Source organism: Vibrio albus (genome assembly GCF_003144035.1).
In the GTDB taxonomy this organism is placed as follows: Bacteria; Pseudomonadota; Gammaproteobacteria; order Enterobacterales; family Vibrionaceae; genus Vibrio; species Vibrio albus.
Window position 1 is genome coordinate 772,982 of the sequence record NZ_QFWT01000001.1, and the last position, 20,882, is coordinate 793,863.

General features: G+C 48.0%; 16 protein-coding genes. 5 read left to right on the forward strand and 11 right to left on the reverse strand.

From position 1 onward, the window contains the following. Nucleotides 1–54 precede the first annotated feature (54 nt). Entirely contained in the window at nucleotides 55–1,011 is a 957-nt protein-coding gene (gene mnmL, locus DI392_RS03490) for a tRNA modification radical SAM protein MnmL/YtqA (protein ID WP_109318490.1), read from the reverse strand. A gap of 569 nt (nucleotides 1,012–1,580) precedes the next feature. Between mnmL and gltB the strand changes: the two genes are divergently transcribed. From gltB to btuF, 5 genes are all read left to right on the forward strand, one after another. After that, nucleotides 1,581–6,131 carry a glutamate synthase large subunit gene (gltB, locus tag DI392_RS03495; RefSeq protein WP_109318491.1) on the forward strand — a complete coding sequence of 1,517 codons (4,551 nt, stop codon included), beginning with the start codon at nucleotides 1,581–1,583 and terminating at the stop codon, nucleotides 6,129–6,131. After that, the gene (locus DI392_RS03500; protein ID WP_109318492.1) at nucleotides 6,124–7,593 is read left to right on the forward strand and encodes a glutamate synthase subunit beta; all 1,470 of its coding nucleotides are present in this window, start codon (nucleotides 6,124–6,126) and stop codon (nucleotides 7,591–7,593) included. The genes gltB and DI392_RS03500 overlap by 8 nt, the downstream gene beginning before the upstream one ends. 214 nt (nucleotides 7,594–7,807) lie before the next feature. Beyond that, nucleotides 7,808–8,503 (forward strand): 5'-methylthioadenosine/S-adenosylhomocysteine nucleosidase, encoded by a 696-nt coding sequence (mtnN, locus tag DI392_RS03505; protein WP_109318493.1) that lies wholly within the window; start codon nucleotides 7,808–7,810, stop codon nucleotides 8,501–8,503. Nucleotides 8,504–8,512: 9 nt separating this feature from the next. Next, a complete protein-coding gene (locus tag DI392_RS03510) occupies nucleotides 8,513–9,484 on the forward strand; it encodes a cobalamin biosynthesis family protein (protein ID WP_109318494.1) in 972 nt (323 codons plus the stop codon). Nucleotide 9,485: 1 nt separating this feature from the next. Next, complete coding sequence (btuF, locus tag DI392_RS03515) at nucleotides 9,486–10,304, forward strand: vitamin B12 ABC transporter substrate-binding protein BtuF (protein WP_109318495.1); 819 nt, start codon at nucleotides 9,486–9,488, stop codon at nucleotides 10,302–10,304. 12 nt (nucleotides 10,305–10,316) lie between these two features. Here btuF and DI392_RS03520 read toward each other — a convergent pair whose 3' ends face one another. The 10 genes from DI392_RS03520 to DI392_RS03565 form a co-directional block, all read right to left on the reverse strand. Continuing rightward, complete coding sequence (locus DI392_RS03520) at nucleotides 10,317–10,544, reverse strand: zinc ribbon domain-containing protein (RefSeq protein ID WP_109318496.1); 228 nt, start codon at nucleotides 10,542–10,544, stop codon at nucleotides 10,317–10,319. Nucleotides 10,545–11,013: 469 nt separating this feature from the next. Beyond that, nucleotides 11,014–12,504, reverse strand: coding sequence for a ribosome biogenesis GTPase Der (der, locus tag DI392_RS03525; protein WP_109318497.1), 1,491 nt, complete (start codon nucleotides 12,502–12,504; stop codon nucleotides 11,014–11,016). A gap of 215 nt (nucleotides 12,505–12,719) precedes the next feature. Continuing rightward, nucleotides 12,720–13,877, reverse strand: coding sequence for an outer membrane protein assembly factor BamB (gene bamB, locus DI392_RS03530; RefSeq protein ID WP_109318555.1), 1,158 nt, complete (start codon nucleotides 13,875–13,877; stop codon nucleotides 12,720–12,722). A gap of 13 nt (nucleotides 13,878–13,890) precedes the next feature. Beyond that, nucleotides 13,891–14,505: a YfgM family protein gene (locus DI392_RS03535; protein ID WP_109318498.1), complete on the reverse strand. Its 615-nt coding sequence runs from the start codon at nucleotides 14,503–14,505 to the stop codon at nucleotides 13,891–13,893. Nucleotides 14,506–14,516: 11 nt separating this feature from the next. Beyond that, nucleotides 14,517–15,785: a histidine--tRNA ligase gene (hisS, locus tag DI392_RS03540; protein WP_109318499.1), complete on the reverse strand. Its 1,269-nt coding sequence runs from the start codon at nucleotides 15,783–15,785 to the stop codon at nucleotides 14,517–14,519. 48 nt (nucleotides 15,786–15,833) lie between these two features. After that, nucleotides 15,834–16,955 (reverse strand): flavodoxin-dependent (E)-4-hydroxy-3-methylbut-2-enyl-diphosphate synthase, encoded by a 1,122-nt coding sequence (gene ispG / locus DI392_RS03545; protein ID WP_109318500.1) that lies wholly within the window; start codon nucleotides 16,953–16,955, stop codon nucleotides 15,834–15,836. Between the two features lie 9 nt (nucleotides 16,956–16,964). Continuing rightward, nucleotides 16,965–17,924 carry a cytoskeleton protein RodZ gene (rodZ, locus tag DI392_RS03550; RefSeq protein WP_109318501.1) on the reverse strand — a complete coding sequence of 320 codons (960 nt, stop codon included), beginning with the start codon at nucleotides 17,922–17,924 and terminating at the stop codon, nucleotides 16,965–16,967. Then, complete coding sequence (gene pilW, locus DI392_RS03555; RefSeq protein ID WP_109318502.1) at nucleotides 17,914–18,669, reverse strand: type IV pilus biogenesis/stability protein PilW; 756 nt, start codon at nucleotides 18,667–18,669, stop codon at nucleotides 17,914–17,916. The genes rodZ and pilW overlap by 11 nt, the downstream gene beginning before the upstream one ends. 63 nt (nucleotides 18,670–18,732) lie before the next feature. Next, nucleotides 18,733–19,851 carry a dual-specificity RNA methyltransferase RlmN gene (rlmN, locus tag DI392_RS03560; protein ID WP_109318503.1) on the reverse strand — a complete coding sequence of 373 codons (1,119 nt, stop codon included), beginning with the start codon at nucleotides 19,849–19,851 and terminating at the stop codon, nucleotides 18,733–18,735. A gap of 105 nt (nucleotides 19,852–19,956) precedes the next feature. Then, nucleotides 19,957–20,874, reverse strand: a complete 918-nt coding sequence (locus DI392_RS03565) for a PstS family phosphate ABC transporter substrate-binding protein (protein WP_245883931.1) — start codon at nucleotides 20,872–20,874, stop codon at nucleotides 19,957–19,959. Nucleotides 20,875–20,882 lie beyond the last annotated feature (8 nt).

Genomic DNA, 20,882 nt, shown 5'->3' on the forward strand with positions numbered 1-20,882 from the left:
TATACACTTAAATACGACTGAAACCGAACGCTACTATAACAGCTTAATCACTCTTTATCCTTTTACGGCACAAGATCGCTTCTGTGGGGCCACATACTCGAACGCCTGACCATATAAGGAACCCTGTGCGCCGTCTCTGTCCAACGTTTTGCCTATTTCTGTCATCGCCAGCCAACGGTTCTGGCACCATTCCGGCGCTAGTAAGGTCGGCTTACGTGCAGCCGCAGACACTCGATGATAAACCACCTCTGGCGGGGTCATTCGAATCAGTTCACTGGCAGCACTAACATACTCATCAAACTCAAGCTCACTAAGCTTTCCGGCACGCCAGGCTTTAGCCATAGTACTTCCCTCGACTATATGTAAAGGATGCAGTTTTATTCCATCGGTGCCGACTTCTAGCACTTTTTGCATGGTATTAATGTAATCTGCTCGTCCCTCTTTCGGTAAACCCAAAATCAGGTGAGTACATACTTTTATACCCAGCGCCCGAGCCTTACGGGCGATCTCAGCATAGACGTCAAAACCATGACCACGGTTGATCCGCTTTAACGTGTCTTCATTGGCCGTTTGTAGCCCAAGCTCCAGCCAGATTTCGTACCCCTGCTGTACATAACCAGACAATAAATCCAGCACCGCCTGCGGAACGCAGTCTGGCCGGGTTCCGACACATAAACCAACAATATCCGCCGCAGTCAGAGCCTCTTCATACATAGACTTCAGCAACTGAACTTCACCATAGGTACTGGTGTAAGCCTGGAAGTAGGCCAGATATTTCTTCGCCCGATCCACTTCTCCAGCCCGGGAGTTCAACTGTTCCAGAATACTTTTCGTCTGGCTCTGCTCATCAGAAAAAGAGGCTACATTGCAAAAAGTGCACCCACCCCGGCCTAACGTACCATCCCGGTTAGGGCAACTGAACCCACCATGTAAGGTAAGTTTGTGAACCTTTTCCCCATAGCGCCTCTGTAAGTCCTGCCCCAGCGTATTCACTAATTCATGTAACTGCATTGTCGTTCCGTACTGCTCTGTAACCGAAAGTGCCCTATTCTAGCATTAGAATGAAAAAAGGGAGGACTATTACCCACCTCTGTCACAGAACCTTTTCTCAGAAGGAAAAATTATATAAAAAAATAAAGTCATATAAATCCGCAAAAAAAGGCAATAAATATTCATTCTCAAACACTTAAACCTCGACCTGAACGGCTATTTATGCACTTTATCGCTAAAAAAGTAGGATCAGGGTCAAGTTTCAATAGCATTAACAGGCACAAAAATGTAGGATGTCTCAACGCAGCTCTGCTAATTCAAGAAAAAGTCAGCAGTATTAAACGCGGAATAATCTGTGATAATCCAATCCCACCTATATAAATCACTATTAAGTGATAAAAAAATGTTGGATGTCACCAAGGATAGGCTTGCTTCGCAACACAGTTCCTGTGAAGCGCGGAATGGACTCGGGCTCATCACACTAGATGCGCTTAGAATTCACTAATTACAAATGGACAGGGCAGTGATGCCTTAGGCACTTTACACGCCTCAGTAAATCACGCCAAATGTTTAATTGGAAGGATGTATCTATGGTAGATAGAGAGCAAAAAACACAAGGTCTATATACTCCAGAACTGGAGCATGACGCTTGTGGTATCGGTTTTGTTGCTCACTTAAAAAACCGTAAATCTCACGAAGTTGTAACTCAGGCACTCGACATGCTGGCACGCATGGAACACCGTGGTGGTCAGGGTTGTGACCCATGTAGCGGTGACGGCGCAGGTATCCTGCTGCAGAAACCACATGAATTTTTACTTGAAGAGGCGGTAAAGCTTGGTATTAAGCTGCCTTCTTTTGAAAAGTATGGTGTCGGTGTCGTACTGTTCCCTAAAGACGAATATAAACGCCAGCAATGTCGCGATATTCTGGAACGTAATGCTAAACGCCTCGATCTAGAAGTTCTTGGCTACCGTGTACTTCCAGTCGATAATTCTATGCTCGGTGCTGACCCACTTAGCACGGAACCGCAATTCGAACACGTATTTATTTCTGGTGGCCCAGGTATCACACCAGAAGAACTGGAACGTAAACTGTACGTTCTGCGTAACTATACCGTTCGTGTCTGCCTGGAAAGCGTATCGAATATCAAAGACGAGTTTTATATCAACTCTATGTCGTACAAGACTCTGGTATATAAAGGCCAGCTGACGACAGAACAGGTACCACAGTATTTCCTTGACCTGCAGAACCCAACCATGGTGACTGCACTGGCACTGGTACACTCTCGTTTCTCTACCAATACATTCCCAAGATGGCGTCTGGCTCAGCCTTTCCGCTATATCGCCCACAACGGTGAAATCAATACAGTTCGCGGTAACCTGAACTGGATGAAAGCCCGTGAAGCGATTCTTGAATCAGACCTGTTTACTCAGGCTGAAATCGATATGCTGCTGCCTATCTGTCAGGAAGGCATGTCTGATTCAGCAAACTTTGATATGGCTCTGGAGCTGCTGGTACTTTCCGGCCGTAGCCTGCCACATGCGCTGATGATGATGATTCCTGAAGCATGGCAGGAAAATAAAAACATGGATCCTAAGCGTCGTGCGTTCTATCAGTACCACGCAAACGTAATGGAACCTTGGGATGGACCGGCTTCTGTCTGCTTCACCGATGGTGTTCAGGTAGGTGCCACTCTGGACCGTAACGGTCTGCGTCCTTCTCGCTATACAGTGACGAAAGATGACTTCCTGGTCATGGCATCAGAATCTGGTGTGGTTGAAATTGCTCCGGAAAATATCGAAGTCCGTGGTCGTCTGCAGCCTGGTCGTATCTTTGTTGCGGATCTGGAAGAAGGCCGTATCATCTCTGATGAAGAAGTCAAAGACGGTATTGCATCAGCACAGCCATATGAAGAGTGGGTTAAAGACAACCTGCTATGCCTGAATAAACTGCCTGAAGCTGGCAATATTCACCACCAGCCAACTCCGGAACGTCTGCTGCATAGTCAACAAGCCTTCGGTATCAGCTCTGAAGAAGTCGATGAAATTATCGCACCAATGGCTAACGATGCCAAAGAACCTCTGGGTTCAATGGGTGCCGACTGGCCGCTGGCCGTACTGTCTCATCAGTCACAGCACCTGTCACACTACTTCAAGCAGTTGTTTGCACAGGTAACCAACCCACCGATCGACCCGATCCGTGAGCGTATGGTTATGTCCCTGAATACTTACCTGGGTAAAGATCAGAACCTGCTGAACGAATCTCCGGAACACTGTCAGAAAGTGGAACTGGAATCACCGGTTCTGTCTAACTCTGAGCTGGAAAAACTGCGTGCTATCGATAATGAGCACCTGCAGGCGAAAACACTGGACATCGTTTTCCGTGCGACTGAAGAAGAAGGCAAGCTGCAACGTGCGCTTAAACGTGTCTGCCAGTATGCCGAAGATGCGGTTGTTGACGGTTACTCAATCATTGTTCTGACAGACCGCGCGGTTAACTCTAACCACGCTGCAATCCCAGCAATGCTGGCAGTGGGTGCGGTACATCACCACCTGATCCGTAAAGGTCTTCGTGCTAAGTGTGACATCATCGTAGAAACCGGTGATGCTCGTGAGACTCATCACTTTGCAACACTGGTCGGTTACGGTGCGAATGCGGTTAACCCATATCTGGTTATTGAAACGATTGTTGACCTGCAGAAGAAGAAAAAACTGGATCCTGAAGCGGATTCAATGGAGCTGTTCGAAAACTACCGTAAGGCAGTCAACGGCGGCCTGCTGAAGATTTTCTCTAAAATGGGTATCTCAACGCTTCAGTCTTACCACGGCGCACAGATCTTTGAAGCTCTGGGTATCAGCAAATCAGTGGTAGATAAGTACTTTACCGGTACAGTTTCCCGTATTCAGGGTCTGACCATTGACGATATTGCGAAAGAAGCGCTGATTCGTCACCGTGTCGGCTTCCCTACCCGTGAAATCCCGCTACAAATGCTGGATGTGGGTGGTGTTTATCAGTGGAAACAACGTGGTGAAAAACACCTGTTTAACCCTGAAACCATTTCACTGCTGCAACAGTCTACCCGTAACAAAGACTACGAGCAGTTCAAAAAGTACACCAATGCGGTTGACACACAAGGCGACTACGCAGCAACACTACGTAGCCAGCTTGAGTTTGTGAAAAACCCAGCCGGTTCTATTCCTCTGGAAGAAGTTGAATCAGCAGAAAACATCCTGAAACGCTTTGCTACCGGCGCAATGAGTTACGGCTCCATTTCGCACGAAGCGCATACCACGCTGGCGATAGCAATGAACCGTATCGGCGCGAAGTCTAACTCTGGTGAAGGTGGTGAAAACCCGGCTCGCTTCGAGAAGAAAGAGAACGGTGACTGGGAACGCTCAGCTATCAAACAGGTGGCCTCAGGTCGTTTCGGTGTAACCTCTTACTACCTGACCAACGCTGATGAACTTCAGATCAAGATGGCACAGGGCGCGAAACCAGGTGAAGGTGGTCAGCTACCGGGACACAAGGTTGATGAGATCGTTGGTGCGACTCGTCACTCCACTCCGGGTGTTGGTCTGATTTCACCACCGCCACACCACGATATCTATTCTATCGAGGATTTGGCTCAGCTTATCTACGACCTGAAAAACGCTAACCGCGCAGGCCGTGTCAACGTGAAGCTGGTATCCGAAGCAGGCGTAGGTACTATCGCCTCTGGTGTAGCAAAAGCGAAAGCTGACGTTGTCCTTATCGCTGGTTTTGACGGTGGTACAGGTGCATCTCCGATTTCATCGATTCGTCACACCGGTCTCCCTTGGGAACTGGGTCTGGCTGAAACTCACCAGACACTGCTGATAAACGGTCTGCGTAACCGTATCGTCGTTCAGGCTGACGGCCAGATGAAGACACCTCGAGACCTGGCAGTGGCCACTCTTCTGGGTGCCGAAGAATGGGGTATCGCAACCGCAGCTCTGGTTGTTGAAGGCTGTGTAATGATGCGTAAGTGTCATAAAAACACCTGTCCTGTTGGTATTGCGACTCAAGACAAAACTCTGCGTGGACGTTACGACGGTCGTGTAGAAGACGTGGTTACTTTCTTCCAGTACATGGCGGAAGGTCTGCGTGAAATCATGGCTGAACTGGGCTTCCGTACCATTGAAGAAATGGTTGGTCAGTCACAGAAACTGAAACCTCGTGAAAATGTTAAGCACTGGAAATACCGCAATCTGGATCTGTCTCCGGTTCTGAATATTGAACAAGCCCGTCCTGAAGATGGTGTGTATAACCAGACTACTCAGAACCACGGCCTGGAAGATGTTCTTGACCGTAAACTGATTAAGATCGCTCAGCCTGCTCTGGAAAAAGGCGAAGCGGTTACGGCTGAACTGCCGATCATCAATACCGACCGTAGTGCCGGTACTATGCTGTCTAACGAAATCTCGAAGGTTTATAAAGACAAAGGCCTGCCTCAGGAAATGCACGTGTCGTTCACCGGCTCTGCTGGCCAGTCATTCGGTGCATTCCTGACGAAAGGCGTAAAATTCGAAGTAGAAGGCGATGCAAACGACTACTGGGGTAAAGGCCTGTCAGGCGGTACTCTGATTCTGTATCCGGATGCTAAATCTACTATCGTTGCTGAAAACAACATCGTCGTTGGTAACGTATGTTTCTACGGTGCAACTTCTGGTGAATCCTACATTCGTGGTATGGCTGGCGAACGTTTCTGTGTTCGTAACTCTGGTGCGAAAGTGGTCGTGGAAGGCGTTGGTGATCACGGTTGTGAATACATGACTGGTGGTATCGCTGTTGTCCTTGGTACGACAGGCCGTAACTTTGCAGCCGGTATGAGTGGTGGTATCGCTTATGTCTGGGATAAAGAAGGCGACTTTGCAGACAAGAGACTGAACCCTGAGCTCGTCGACCTGGATCCATTAGAGCAGGAAGACAAAGATCTTCTTCGCGACATGGTACACAAACATGTTGAGTACACCGGTAGTACGGTAGCGAAAAGCTTCCTGGACGACTTTGAAGCCAACCTTGGCCAAATCGTTAAAGTCATGCCACGCGATTACAAAGCCGTTCTGCAGAAACGTAAAGCGGAAGCACAAAACACGGAAGAGTTGGAGGCAGTAAATGGGTAAGCCTACTGGATTTTTAGAGCACGGTCGTGAGCTTCCGAAGAAGATCGACCCGAGCGTTCGTATTCAAGATAACAAAGAGTTCGTACTGAACGATGAGTTTGGTGACAAAATCAATACTCAGGCGTCTCGTTGTATGGACTGTGGTGTGCCGTTCTGTCATAGCGGCTGCCCTATCGGTAACATTATCCCGGAGTTTAACGATGCTGTGTATCGTGACAGCTGGGAAGAAGCATGGAACATCCTGAACAGCACCAATAACTTCCCTGAAGTGACCGGTCGTGTGTGCCCTGCTCCATGTGAAACAGCCTGTGTGTTGGGTATCAATCAGGATCCAATCACTATCTGTAACATTGAGAAAACCATTGCTGAAACCGCGTACCGTGAAGGGTACGCGAAACCGAAAAAGCCACGTGTTCGTACTGGTAAAACGGTTGCTGTCATCGGTTCAGGCCCGGCGGGTCTGTCTGCCGCTGAACAGCTAAACAGTGCCGGCCATAGTGTCACCGTATTTGAGCGTGACGAAAAAGTCGGTGGTCTGATGCGTTTCGGTATCCCAGACTTCAAACTGGGTATGGATGTAATTGACCGCAAAGTTAATTTAATGACAGAAGCTGGCATTAAATTCGAAGTGAATGCCCATATCGGTGTTGATATCAACGCTCAGCAGCTGCGCCAGGATTTTGATGTCGTGGTTCTGACTGGTGGTTCTACAGTCCCTCGCGATCTTCCTGTTCCAGGACGTGAGCTGAATGGCGTGTATTTCGCAATGCAGTTCCTGGCTCAGAATAACCGCCGCGCAAATGGTATGGATCTGAAAACAGAAGAGATCCACGCCAAGGGCAAACATGTTGTGGTTATCGGTGGTGGTGATACCGGTTCTGACTGTGTGGGTACCTCTAACCGTCATGGCGCTGCAAGCATCACTCAGGTTGAGATCATGCCTGTACCGCCAAAAGACCGCCCGGCAAATATGCCTTGGCCTCAATATCCGATGATCATGCGTACCTCTACGTCACATGAGGAAGGCTGTGAGCGTCACTGGAATATTCTAACCAAAGAATTTATCGGTAACGACAAAGGTGACGTTGAAGGCCTGCGCATTGCTGATATCGTTTGGGAAGATGCTAAGCCTGGTGAACGCCCTGGCTTCAAAGAAGTTGAAGGCAGTGAGCGCGTTATCCCTTGTGATATGGCCTTCCTGGCAATGGGCTTCCTGCACCCGGAACCAACCGGTGTATTGGCTCAGTTAGATATCAAGCTGGATGACCGTGGTAATGTTGCAACTGACAACTTTGCGACTAACCAGGCTGGCGTATTCGCAGCCGGTGATATGCGTACCGGTCAGTCTCTGGTTGTTCGTTGTATCAACGAAGGCCGCGAATGTGCTCGTGCAGTTGATGACTACCTAATGGGTAACAGCAACCTGGAAGCGATAGCCGATTCACTGATGCTGTCTAAATAAGATACCGGATTTTCCTTCCAAATATTGGCCGGCATATGATTATGCCGGCCTTTTTTATACCTGACTCCAGCTATTAACCGACGTACTCCCCCTTATTAAAGAGCTTTCGCAACTAACCTTAAACCATTTTCATTAACAAAAAGATCAGCAGCACTATGCGTGCTTTATGCTACAATCCGCGCTATTCATTTTATTGTGCAGAAGAGAAACGTTTATGAAGATCGGTATCATCGGGGCGATGGAACTGGAAGTAGCAATACTAAGAAAAGCCCTCACAAATTGTATTGAAGAAGTAAAGGGCGGGTGCACTTTTTATTCCGGGCAGTTGAATGGCGTTGATGTTGTATTGCTGAAATCAGGTATCGGTAAAGTCTCTTCAGCTGTCGGTACCAGTCTGCTTCTGGAAATATTCCAGCCAGACGTAGTTATTAACACAGGTTCTGCCGGTGGCTTTGACCACACCCTGAACCTGGGTGATGTTGTCATTTCATCAGAAGTGGGCCATCACGACGCTGATGTAACCGCCTTTGGTTATGCGATTGGACAGATGGCAGGACAACCCGCAACGTTTAAGGCCGATTCGAAACTGATCCAGATAGCTGAGCAGGCACTGGAACAGATGGAAGGCAAGCATGCGGTACATGGTCTTATCTGTACTGGCGATCAGTTTATCAACTCCGATGAGCGCAAGACCTTCATTCGCACCAATTTCCCTGCGGTCATCGCAGTAGATATGGAAGCGGCCGCAATTGCACAGACCTGTCATCAGTTTGGTGTTCCATTTGTGGTTGTACGGGCCATTTCCGACGTCGCAGATAAGGAATCACCAATGAGCTTTGACGAGTTTTTACCTCTGGCAGCGAAGAGCTCATCAGAGATGGTGCTGAAAATGGTTGATCTCCTGAAATAAAAACAGAAGATGGTCAGTCTGTTTGAACAAATATACAGTAACGGTGCCCTGCTGATCCTGTGGGGAGCCATGCTGTTTCACTTTCTTCTGCCGATCCCAGCTACGGCTCACCCAGCCAGACTCTGGCGGGAGTTTGCCCGAATTCTCGCAGACAAAGTCAACACCAATACCAGTTATTCACAAAGTCTCCTTTCAGGCTCTCTGGCCTGGATGTTAATGATCCTACCTGCCCTAATTTTAATCTGGGCTCTTGAACCCCTTGTCTGGCAACCAGAACTGTTTGAACTCGCCCTATTACTGCTGGCCATTGACTGGCGGGGGAACGAAAAACTCACTTCTCAGTTATCTCATGCCCTGGCACATAACAATAAACAACAAGCACGAGAATTGCTTGCTCCAGTGGTAAACCGTCAGACCAGTACACTGTCTGTTGTTGGCCTGGGGAAAGCCGGAGCAGAGACCATCATTATGGGCTACGGGCGGAATGTTATCAGTGTATTATTCTGGTATGCCATCGGTGGTGGTGCTGGTGCGTTTATCTATCGCTTAGCTCAAGAGCTCGCCCGGGCATGGTCTCCGAGCCGCCACCATTTTAAGCCATTCGGCCACTTTGCGGTAAAAGCCTTAGCCACTTTAGATATCGTACCACTGTGCCTGTTTAGCCTGTTGGTATTACCGGGCAGACAAATGAAAGCCCACTTTATACAGATGTATACCCAAGCCAAAAGCTGGCCACTTCCCGGACCGGCCTGGCTTCTGACAGCCTCAGCCGCCAAGCTTGAGCTTTCAATCGGTGGCCCTGCGATTTACCCGGATAAACAAGCAGATACCGTACATAAATCTCTCAGAGCCAAGCTAGGTGGCAGGGTTGTGCCTTCAGCGCTGCACCTGTCGGCCCTGCAAAAGCTGCTTGAAAACAGAATCCTTATCTGGTTTGCCCTGCAGAACGTGATTATGTTATTTGCCTTTCAGGGGATATAACATGCAAAGCTGGTCCCCCTTATTGTTGCTTCTTTTCTCATTCGGCACTCAGGCCGCAGAGCGAATTATCTCTCTCTCCCCCGGTTCAACAGAGCTACTTTATGCAGCTGGTTTAGGTGATAAGCTGATAGCTGCCAGTGACTACAGTGATTATCCACCGGCCGCAAGAGAGCTGGAACGTGTAAGCAGTTACAACAGTATTAATATCGAACGTATTATTGCTCTTGATCCAGACCTGATCGTCGCCTGGAAATCTGGCGGGCAGGGGAAATCACTGAACCGGCTGAAAGAACTGGGGTTTACCCTTTACTATTCAGATGCCAGTACATTAGATGAGATCGCCGTTCGTATAGAAGAGCTGAGTGAGTTTGCTGTTGATAAAAAGACGGGGCAAACCAATGCCGCTAGCTTCCGGCGTCAACTGGCGCAACTGAAGCAGAAGTACCACACTAACCGCTCTGTTCCCTATTTCTACCAACTCGGGCAGAAGCCAATGTATACCGTGACTGAAGGCCACTGGCCATCGGAGATTTTTTCAATCTGCGGAGGAACAAATATTTTCCATAACAGCCCGGTAGCTTATCCTCAGATCAACACTGAGCAGGTTATCGTACGCCAGCCAGAAGTAATCTTCACATCCGTAGCCAAGACATCCGTGCAGGCCATGTGGCAACCCTGGAAAGCTATGATTCCCGCCGTTAAGAAGGGGTATATTTGGTCACTAAATCCAGACTGGCTGAACCGCCCTACCCCCAGATCGCTAAAAGCCATTGAAGAGGTATGCCAGCATTTTCTGCAAACTTCTGACTCGACCCCTTAATCTGAACCCGGCTTACAGGCGCTGAAATTCCACTCTGGCTTTACTTCTGGACACCAGCTCATTACAACTGTTACAAAAATAGCTGGCAGCGCCGCAAGCAACCAGTTTTTCTAATTCACTGTTACATTTCGGGCAGTACATGAACTTTTTGAAATGTAACTGGCAGGACTGACAGATATATTCTCCGCCTTCCCACTCCATCTCTTGCTGACATTCAGGGCATAAGTTTTGTGTCGCCATAAGTATTTCCTGTTGTGATCCTACGTCGCCATTGTCACGATCTTCTTATGATTTCACCTTGATCTCTATCAGACCTGCTCTAAACTGATTGATTCATACCTCGACTTATATCAATGGCGATCTTTTAAGGATCATCTGCTTTCTTAAACTTGATCAGCGATCTACCCCATTAAGAATATTTATATCACCACACCCCGAAAGCATAAGTTACATATCCTGCATTTCAATTTAAAGCAGACTATTATTCTTTTTATATTGTAAAACCCAAACACTTTTAGCATTTTCTGTATTTGTTCTGCAAGAAAAAGAGCTGATTCGACAACCGTACATCGTAAGTAATACGAATACTACTAATTATATGGTCAGATTATTGCGCAGAAAAAGTGATGAGATAGTATTGCTATTAATATAATACAAAAAAGCCGGAACAATAGTGTTCCGGCCTTTACGCAGTACAGTGAGGGGAAAGCTACTTACCTTTACGCCCTTTCATCATACTCATCAGACGCTTACGTTTACGCTCCTGAGACAGAGTCATCTTACTGCTCTTCCCTTCAAATGGATTGTCACTGCTCTGGAACTGAATACGAATTGGTGTCCCCATAATTTCCAGTGAACGTCGGTAATAGTTCATCAGATAACGCTTATACGAGTCAGGTAATTCGTTCACCAGGTTACCGTGAATCACGACAATCGGCGGGTTATAACCACCGGCATGTGCGTACTTCAGTTTTACCCGGCGTCCGCGTACCAGTGGTGGCTGGTGATCTTCTGTTGCCATTTTCATTATACGGGTCAAAACAGATGTCCCAACACGGGTAGTAGCAGATTTATAGGCTTCCTGTACCGATTCAAATAAGTGACCAACACCGGTTCCATGCAGCGCAGAGATAAAGTGGATTCGGGCAAAGTCTACAAAGCCCAGACGACGATCCAGCTCCTTCTTCACATTCTCTTTTACTTCTGAATCCAGTCCATCCCATTTATTAATCGCCAGCACAACAGAGCGACCGGCATTCAGGGCAAAGCCCAGCAGACTGAGATCCTGATCAGAAATATTTTCCCGAGCATCAATCACCAGCAAGATAACGTTCGCATCTTCAATCGCTTTCAGTGTTTTAACCACGGAAAACTTCTCAACCGTTTCATTAATACGTTTACGACGACGTACACCGGCTGTATCGATCAGAACATATTCTCTGCCATCACGCTCCATCGGAATATAAATAGAGTCACGGGTAGTACCAGGCATATCGTAAACCACGACTCTTTCTTCACCCAGAATACGGTTAGTCAACGTGGACTTACCCACGTTAGGGCGGCCTATGATAGCCAGCTTGATAGGCTGGTCCTGAAGACGCTTAAACTCTTCTTCCGCTTCTACTTCGGTATAATCCAGCTTCTCTTCTTCTTCATCTTCATGGTCAGTCAGATCGGCAAGCTCACCTTTCTCCTGTTCCAGCAGTTCCTGCATAAACGGATTCAGAGCCCGTTCCAGAAGCGCGCTGACGCCACGACCGTGTGCCGCTGCAATTTGATACATGCTGTCCATGCCCAATTGCCAGAACTCGGCGCTGGCGGCATCCGCGTCAATACCATCAACCTTGTTGACCACCAGCATGGCCGGCTTTTCTATTTTTCTCAGGTGCTGTGCAATGGCTTCATCAGCAACCGTCAGTCCGGCACGACCGTCAACCATGAACAGAACAACATCGGCTTCTTCTATCGCTGCCAGTGACTGCTCAGCCATTCTGGTTTCTACGCCCTCTTCTGAGCCATCGATACCACCGGTATCGATTACGATGAACTCATGCTCACCCAGCTTAGCCTGACCGTATTTGCGGTCCCGGGTCAGACCAGGAAAATCCGCAACAAGAGCATCACGGGTACGTGTCAGGCGATTAAATAGTGTGGATTTACCAACATTCGGACGCCCGACCAGAGCAACAACAGGAACCATAATAACCTCTATAATCTCTACAATAGTTATTTGTATACCCAAGTGACCTCTCGAGGCTTGGGTATATTATGTAGTTATAGGTAAATTTTTAAAATTTACCTATAACTACACGCTTAATTGAAAATCAGAACTCAGATTCAATAAAACGGCTCCTAACCGCTAAGTCAGGAGCCGACCGTGAATTCTATCACACTTTTTACTTTGCCAAACAGCGATTATTCTATATGCAGTTTACTTACGCTGCCATTGCGGGTCGTGATGATGTATCCATCGTCCAGACTGACCGGACCAACAGCAAAACCGCTGTCACTGACAAACTGCTGAGCAACAAATTCACCCGTTGCTCTGTCCAGCCAGTGCAGATACCCCAGGCTATCACCAACCACTAAGTAATCACCGACAATCACCGGAGCAGTAAGCAGCCGATATTCCAGTTGCTCATTACTCCAGAGCTCAGTGCCGGATCGTGCATCAACAGCCGCTAAATGATCCTGATCGGTAACTAGAAACAGCCGAGTGCCGTCCGTTGCCAAATCAGAAGCGGATGAGTAATTACGCTTCCAGGTGGGAGAGCCCGAACGCAAATCAATGGCTACCAGTTGACCATTGATCCCTACCGCATACAGGGTTCCACCCAATGTCACTGGTGACGCATCAGAATCAACCAGACGATCAATTTCTGTCGCTCCTTTAGGGGTACCGACGACCTGCTGCCAGATCAACTGACCTTGCTTAACGACAGCGGCAGCAAGACGCCCACTTGCTGTGCCCCAAAAGATACCACCGGAAAGGACAACGGGTGTGCTGTCTCCTCGCAGAGTAAGGTTTGGAACCTCGGAACTGATTGTCCACTCCTGTTCACCGGTATCCGCATTAAGCGCGATCAATCGGCCTCGGGCTGTGTGAACAATAGCAAAATTGTTATCAGCAACGGGACGAGCCAGCACTTCGCCATCGACTTCAGAGCGCCATAGCTGCTCTCCGCTGTCAACGTCCAGCGCAATAACTTCACCATTTTCAGAGCCAACAAACAACTTCTTATAGGCTGCAGTAATACCTCCGGACAAACGGGCTGATTCCGAGTCTTCCAGATCTTGTGACCAAAGTGTCTTGCCGGTCACCGGATCAAGTGCTTTTACTTCACCATCACGACTGGCAACAAACACCTTGTCGTAGGCAGCTACCGGCTTCAGTTTGGAAAAATAGTGTCCAACACCGTCACCAACAGATGCCGACCAGTCCCGATCAACCGAAAACTGACTTTTGACTTCCGGTAACGGAGCCATCACTATGGTGTCTTCTTCACTGGAACAACCAACGATACCACTGATCAGTAATGCACCTGCTAAAGCCCGGCAGAGTAACTTTTTCATACCACCGCCCTTCTTATCTGGCCAGATCATCCAGTTTCATTTGCAACGTTCTGCTGGCATCATTTGCTTGCTGAGCTTCGGAATAAGCGCTGTAAGCCCCATCCTTATCCCCTTGGCGCAGCAATAGATCACCTTTTAATTCAGCGACACGGCCAACCCAGCTTTCTGCTTTAATAGCAGCAAGCTCAGACAAAGCACTGTCCAGGTCTCCCTTTTCAGCCAAAACCCGAGCAGTACGAAAAGCGATAAGTTGAGCCAAAGACTCATCGTCGCTATTCGTTTTAGCCCAGTTCAGCTGATTCAGTGCCCCATCCAACTGTCCCGCGTCGATCTGCGCTTTGGCGAGTTGCAGAGCCGCCAGAACCGCATATCCAGAATCTTTATGCTCAGAGATAAATCCTTCGACGTAGGCGCTCTCTTCAGCACCGTTAGCCGTCAGTTTTTCTATTGCCTGAGAATAAGCTTGTGACGCTTCTTCTTTTGCCGCAGTGACTGAGTCCTGATAATACTGCCAGCCAAACAAACCACCCAGGCCAATAACTCCACCAAGAATGACCGCTTTTCCGTTTTCTTTCCACCATTCTTTGATGGCTTCTACTTGTTGTTCTTCGCTGTCGTAGAGTTCCACGTTCTGTCCTCTTAAATCAATTCTTTCAGTTGGGCTGCGACCTCAGACTGAGCAATTGTTGTCTGCTCTCCGCCAGTCAGATCTTTTAATACCACGGTATTATCTGCCACTTCATTTTCACCCAGAACTAATGCTACCGCCGCACCGACTTTGTCTGCACGTTTAAACTGTTTCTTAAAGTTACCGCCGCCAAAGTGACTCATTACTCTCAGGCCCGGAACGTCTTCACGCAATTGCTCCGCCAGTTTCATTCCGGCCATCATAGTGCCTTCGCCAGCTGTCACCATATACACATCGACTGTACGACGTACTTCGTCCAGTTTCAGCGTTTCCAGCAGAAGAACCAAACGCTCCAGCCCCATGGCGAAACCAACTGCTGGCGCAGGCTTACCACCCAGTTGCTCAACCAGGCCATCGTAGCGACCACCGCCACACACCGTCCCCTGAGCACCCAGACTTTCAGTAATCCATTCAAATACAGTGCGGTTGTAGTAATCCAGTCCGCGAACCAAACGTTCGTTGACCTGATATTCGATACCTGCCGCGTCAAGAAGTTCACACAAACCTGCAAAATGTTGCTGAGATTCTTCATCCAAATAGTCAGACAGTTTAGGCGCATCTACCAGAATTTTCTGAATTTCCGGATTCTTGGTATCCAGTACCCGTAACGGGTTGGTATACATGCGGCGCTTGCAGTCTTCGTCCAGCACGTCTTCATGCTGCTCCAGATACGCCACCAGCGCATCCCGGTAATTAGCGCGCGCTTCCAGAGAACCAATAGAGTTAAGCTCCAGGCGTACGTGCTTCTCAATTCCTAACTCACGCCACATGCGAGCTGTCATCATGATCATCTCAGCATCAACATCCGGACCATTAAGGCCGAAAACTTCGACACCAACCTGATGGAACTGACGATACCGCCCTTTCTGCGGACGCTCGTGGCGGAACATCGGCCCCATGTACCAAAGACGCTGCTCCTGGTTGTACAGCAGGCCATTTTCGATACCAGCACGCACACAACCCGCTGTCCCTTCAGGACGCAGGGTCAGGCTGTCACCATTCCGATCCTCAAAGGTGTACATTTCTTTCTCAACCACATCGGTCACTTCACCGATAGCACGGCTGAACAGATGAGTCATCTCCACGATTGGCATACGGATTTCACTGTAACCGTATGCACTAAGCACATGTTTAACCGTACTTTCCAGTTTTTGCCACAAGGGAGTATTTGTCGGGAGGCAGTCGTTCATGCCCCGAATTGCCTGAATTGTTTTTGCCACTGTTATCTTACCGTTCCAAAATGCTGTACATAACCTGTTTCCACAGCGTTATTCTTCAATCTGATTTATCTTGATTCGTCCGGACTGCTCGATCACCGATGCTTTAGCGCGGATCTTTGCTTCAAGCTGATCAAGCAGTGCATTGTTGTCCAAACGCTCTTTCAGACGCTTACCATCTTCATACAAAGCGCTTTTATTTTTACTGCCCGCAAGCCCAAGATGCGCCGCTTCAGCTTCACCTGGTCCGTTCACCACACAGCCGATCAGCGATACATCCATTGGTGTCAGTACGTCTTCCAGACGCTCTTCCAGAGCATTCACTGTTGCAATAACATCAAATTCCTGACGAGAGCAGGTCGGACAGGCGATAAAGTTGATGCCCCGGGAGCGGATCCGCAGAGACTTCAGTATGTCGAAACCGACTTTAATCTCTTCCACTGGATTGGCAGCCAGAGAGACACGCAAAGTGTCACCGATACCTTCTGAAAGCAGGATGCCCAGTCCGATAGCCGATTTGACAGAGCCTGCACGGGCTCCACCAGCTTCGGTGATCCCTAAGTGCAGGGGCTGATCAATTTTATTCGCCAATAAGCGGTAAGAATCAATCGCCAGAAATGCATCCGAGGCTTTCACACTGACCTTGAACTGATCGAAGTTCAGACGATCCAGAATATCCACGTGCCGCATGGCCGATTCCACCAGCGCTTCAGCTGTCGGTTCTCCGTACTTTTCCTGAATGTCTTTTTCCAGCGATCCGCCATTCACTCCGATACGGATTGGGATATTTTTGTCTCTGGCACAGTCCACGACAGCACGGATACGATCTTCTTTACCGATATTACCCGGGTTTATACGTAAACAGTCGACCCCGTATTCGGCCACTTTCAGGGCAATACGGTAGTCAAAATGGATATCAGCAACCAAAGGTACAGAGACCTGCTGTTTGATCTGCTTAAAGGCCTCGGCCGCATCCATCGTTGGCACCGACACCCGTACAATATCAGCCCCGACTTTTTCCAGAGACTGAATCTGAGCGACGGTAGCATCTACGTCGGTGGTTCTTGTGTTGGTCATTGACTGCACACTGATAGGTGCGCCGTCACCGATAGGCACATCCCCCACATAAATTCTGGTTGAGGGACGACGTTTGATAGGAGATTCGTGTTGCATACTTAACTTCTAGGGTAGAGTAAACCTTGCTACTTTGCCTGAAGTATACCCAGAAAGGTCGACAGGTTCACTTGCAAATGTCATGGTGACACCTTCCGGTGCACCTAAAATAATACTGTAAGGGGTTTCGCCATTAAGGGTCAGGCTCTGTCCCGCCTGTTTTACACCAACGGCTAACGTTTTTCCGGCCGCATCTTTTACCTGTATCCAGCAATCAGCAGAGAAACTCATCACCAGGCTGGTGTTTTCCCGAACAGCTGCGGGTTGTTCTTCCGTTAGTTCTGACTGGTTGTCAGCCACTGTATCCGTTTCTGCATTAGCAGAATCCTCCTCCACGCTCTCTTGATTGACAGCCGTGTCCGGAGTGGATTGAGAAGCAGTGGAATCTTCTTCAGTGACGACATCAGAGGACGATGCCTGATCGGCCTCCTGAACCTGATCGGTCACAGTTTCAAACTCTATCTGAGCGTCACCCGACACAGGCTGACTTTCATCAACTGACTGGGTTTCAGCTGCATCCTGCTCAGAAAACTCAGTTATCGTATCCTGCTGATTTTGATACCACCACACAGAAGAGATACCAATAATGACCGCAAAAATACCCCAAGTCAGCTTCATAATTCTGCTGTCATGCTTTTCTCTTTTGGTTTTACGGGAAAAGCTCTGCATGGAATGTTCTTTATGCTGGGCCTCATCCACGCCATCAAGAGCATTCAGAATAATGCGTTCATCGACAGAAACCAGCTTCGCATACGAGCGTAAGTATCCACGGGTAAAGGTCGCGACGTGGTCAAATTCAAAGTCATTCTGATCAATGTTTTGAATAACAGATAACTTCAGTCTTAACCTGTCTGCAACTTCCTGTTGAGAAAACCCTGCTTTTTCCCTCGCTTCACGCAGTAAGTCCCCTGCCTGAATGTGTGGAACTGATACGTCTTCTTGCTCTGTATTTGCTTTTTCAGTACTCATCCGCTTTGTATTTCTGATATTGTTTTGAATTCGGGTAAAGTTCTTTCAGCTTCTGAACATACTTATCGACTACACCGATATTATCCGTTTTAATTTCAAGCTGAATAGCCAAATCAAGGCTGTTTGCATTATACCCGTATTCTTTGTGAATTTTCTGGAGTCTGGCCCGGGCCTTTTTGTACTCACCTTTTGCAACCTCCAACCCGGACAGCTGCATTGAAGAGAGAAAACGGCCTGGATCATGTTCCAAAGAACGTTGAAAATAAAATGCAGCTTTATCTGTATTGCCACTTTTCAGTGCACACATTCCTGCATTTTCATAACTACCTGAAATCTGATAGTAAAATGGCTGTTCAATAGCACGGTTAAAATACTGATCGGCCTTGCTGTACTGACCGAGACCACATAAGAAAACCCCGTAATTATTAAGAACATCGCCGTTCTTTGGAGACTCCCCCAACGCTTTTTTGTATGCCTCCTCGGCCAGCTGGTTTTCTCCAACCTGCTGGTAATAGTAAGCAATGGAATTGAGTGCACGATAATAATCTGGCGCATACTTAACGGCAACTTCAAGGTTTTCCCTTGCTTTCGCCATATTGCCCGAATCAAGATACCCTAATCCGAGCTGTATACGTGCTTCTGCTGCTTCTATATTATCAAAACGGCTTGTCGTGCTATCTTCCGCCACTGTAACACATGCAGTGACTAAACTAACAAGAAAAGCGGAGGTTATCCATTTATACATTAAGAAAATCCTTCAAAAAGCAGAGGATACTCAATATATTCAGGAATTATCTAACCCTATTTATCAGATAGATACTACCGGGATTGGTTCCCCTTGCTGATTCTGTTTTGTACGTTTGGTGCGGTCAATCACATCACCGACCAACTGGCCACAAGCGGCGTCAATATCATCGCCACGGGTCTTACGTACGGTTACCGTCTGGTCATACTCCATCAGCGTTTTCATAAAACGATCGATACGAGAATTACTTGGCTTGTTATATGGTGAACCAGGATATGGGTTAAATGGAATTAAATTAATTTTTGCTGGTGTATCTTTGAGTAACTCTGCGAGCTGTCTTGCATGTTGCATATCATCATTCACATGATCGAGCAAAACATACTCGATGGTGACTTTACCGCGGTTCGCATTTGAACTGGCAATGTAACGGTGAATCGATGCCAACAGTTTTTCAATGTTCCAACGGTCATTGATCGGCATAATTTGGCGGCGTAGTTCGTCCGATGGTGCGTGCAGAGACACCGCAAGCGCAACATCAATCGTCCCGGTCATCTGATCCAGGCCGGAAACCACACCAGAAGTCGAGACAGTAACACGACGTTTTGACAGACCGAAGCCAAGATCATCCAGCATCAGTTCCAGTGCCGGGATCAGGTTTTTCATATTCAGCAGCGGCTCCCCCATCCCCATCATGACGACATTCGTAATAGGGCGACGGCCGGTCTCTTTTTCAAGACCTATCTCCCTGGCGGCACGCCACACCTGACCAATGATTTCTGATACTCTTAAGTTTCGGTTAAAGCCTTGCTGAGCAGTAGAGCAGAATTTACATTCCAGAGCACACCCTACCTGTGAAGACACGCATAAGGTGGCACGATCATCTTCCGGTATATAGACCGTTTCAACATCCTGATCGCCGACTCTCATTGCCCACTTGATAACACCGTCAGAAGAGTACTGCGCTTCAGACACTTCTGGCGCACGGACTTCAGCAACACGGAGCAGCTTTTCACGTAACTTTTTATTCAGGTTGGTCATCTGTTCGAAGTCATCACAACCGAAGTGATAAATCCACTTCATCACTTGTTCGGCACGGAACGCTTTTTCACCCAACTCCTCAGTAAAAAATTTACGCAGTCCTTTCCGATCAAAATCAAGCAGATTAACTTTTTTAGTGGTCATAATGCCCCCACGATGACGAAACAATAATTAAGGGCGCGAATTGTACAGCCTTTAGGCAATCTCAACAAGAGAAAAAGGCCTGCACTCTTTTCCCCACAAGGCCTGTCAGAGCGTTACTTTCTGTAGCTCTTGCTTTGCCACATCCGGTGAAATTCCGATATAGCCATCCTTTTCAACAATTTCCTGTCCCTGCTTTGAATAAATAAAGCGAATAAACTCGGCTTCAATCGGGGAAAGCAGTTTTGACGGGTGCTTATTAATGTAGATGTATAGATAGCGAGACAATGGGTAACGGCCATCAGCAATACTTTGTTTATCCGGCCAGACATACCGGTTACCAGTCTCCGCGACAGGCACCAGCTTTACCCCGGCCATCCGGTAACCAATTCCGGAATACCCGATGGTATTGATCGATGACGCCACTGACTGGACAACCGATGCTGACCCCGGTTGTTCATTGACGTATTTCTGAAAATCACCACCACATAGCGCCGTCTGCTTAAAATAACCATAAGTACCTGAGACGGAATTACGCCCAAACAACTGAATACGTCGCTTCGCCCACTTATGCCGGACGCCAAGTTCAGCCCAGGTTTGAATCGGTTTATCCCCTCCACAACGCATAGTGGCAGAAAATATACTGTCTATCTGCGTGAAGTTAAGCCCCTTAACCGGATTATCTTCGTGCACAAAAATGCCAATAGCATCAACCGCCACTTTCAGAGCCGTCGGCTGGTATCCGTGTTCCCGCTCAAAAGCTTCCACTTCTTTCAACCGCATTTCACGGCTCATAGGGCCGAATTGTGCCGTCCCTTCAATAAGAGCGGGGGCTGCCGTTGATGATCCGGAAGCATGAACCTGAACATTGACATTAGGGTAGTAGGTCTTAAACGCCTCCCCCCATAGAGAAACTAAGCTGGCAAACGTATCAGAGCCGACCGATGTCAGGTTACCGGACAGTCCGGGAATTTTATGATAGTCAGGCAGCACCTGCCCAATCGAATGGGGGCTGAACAAAAAGATAACGGAAA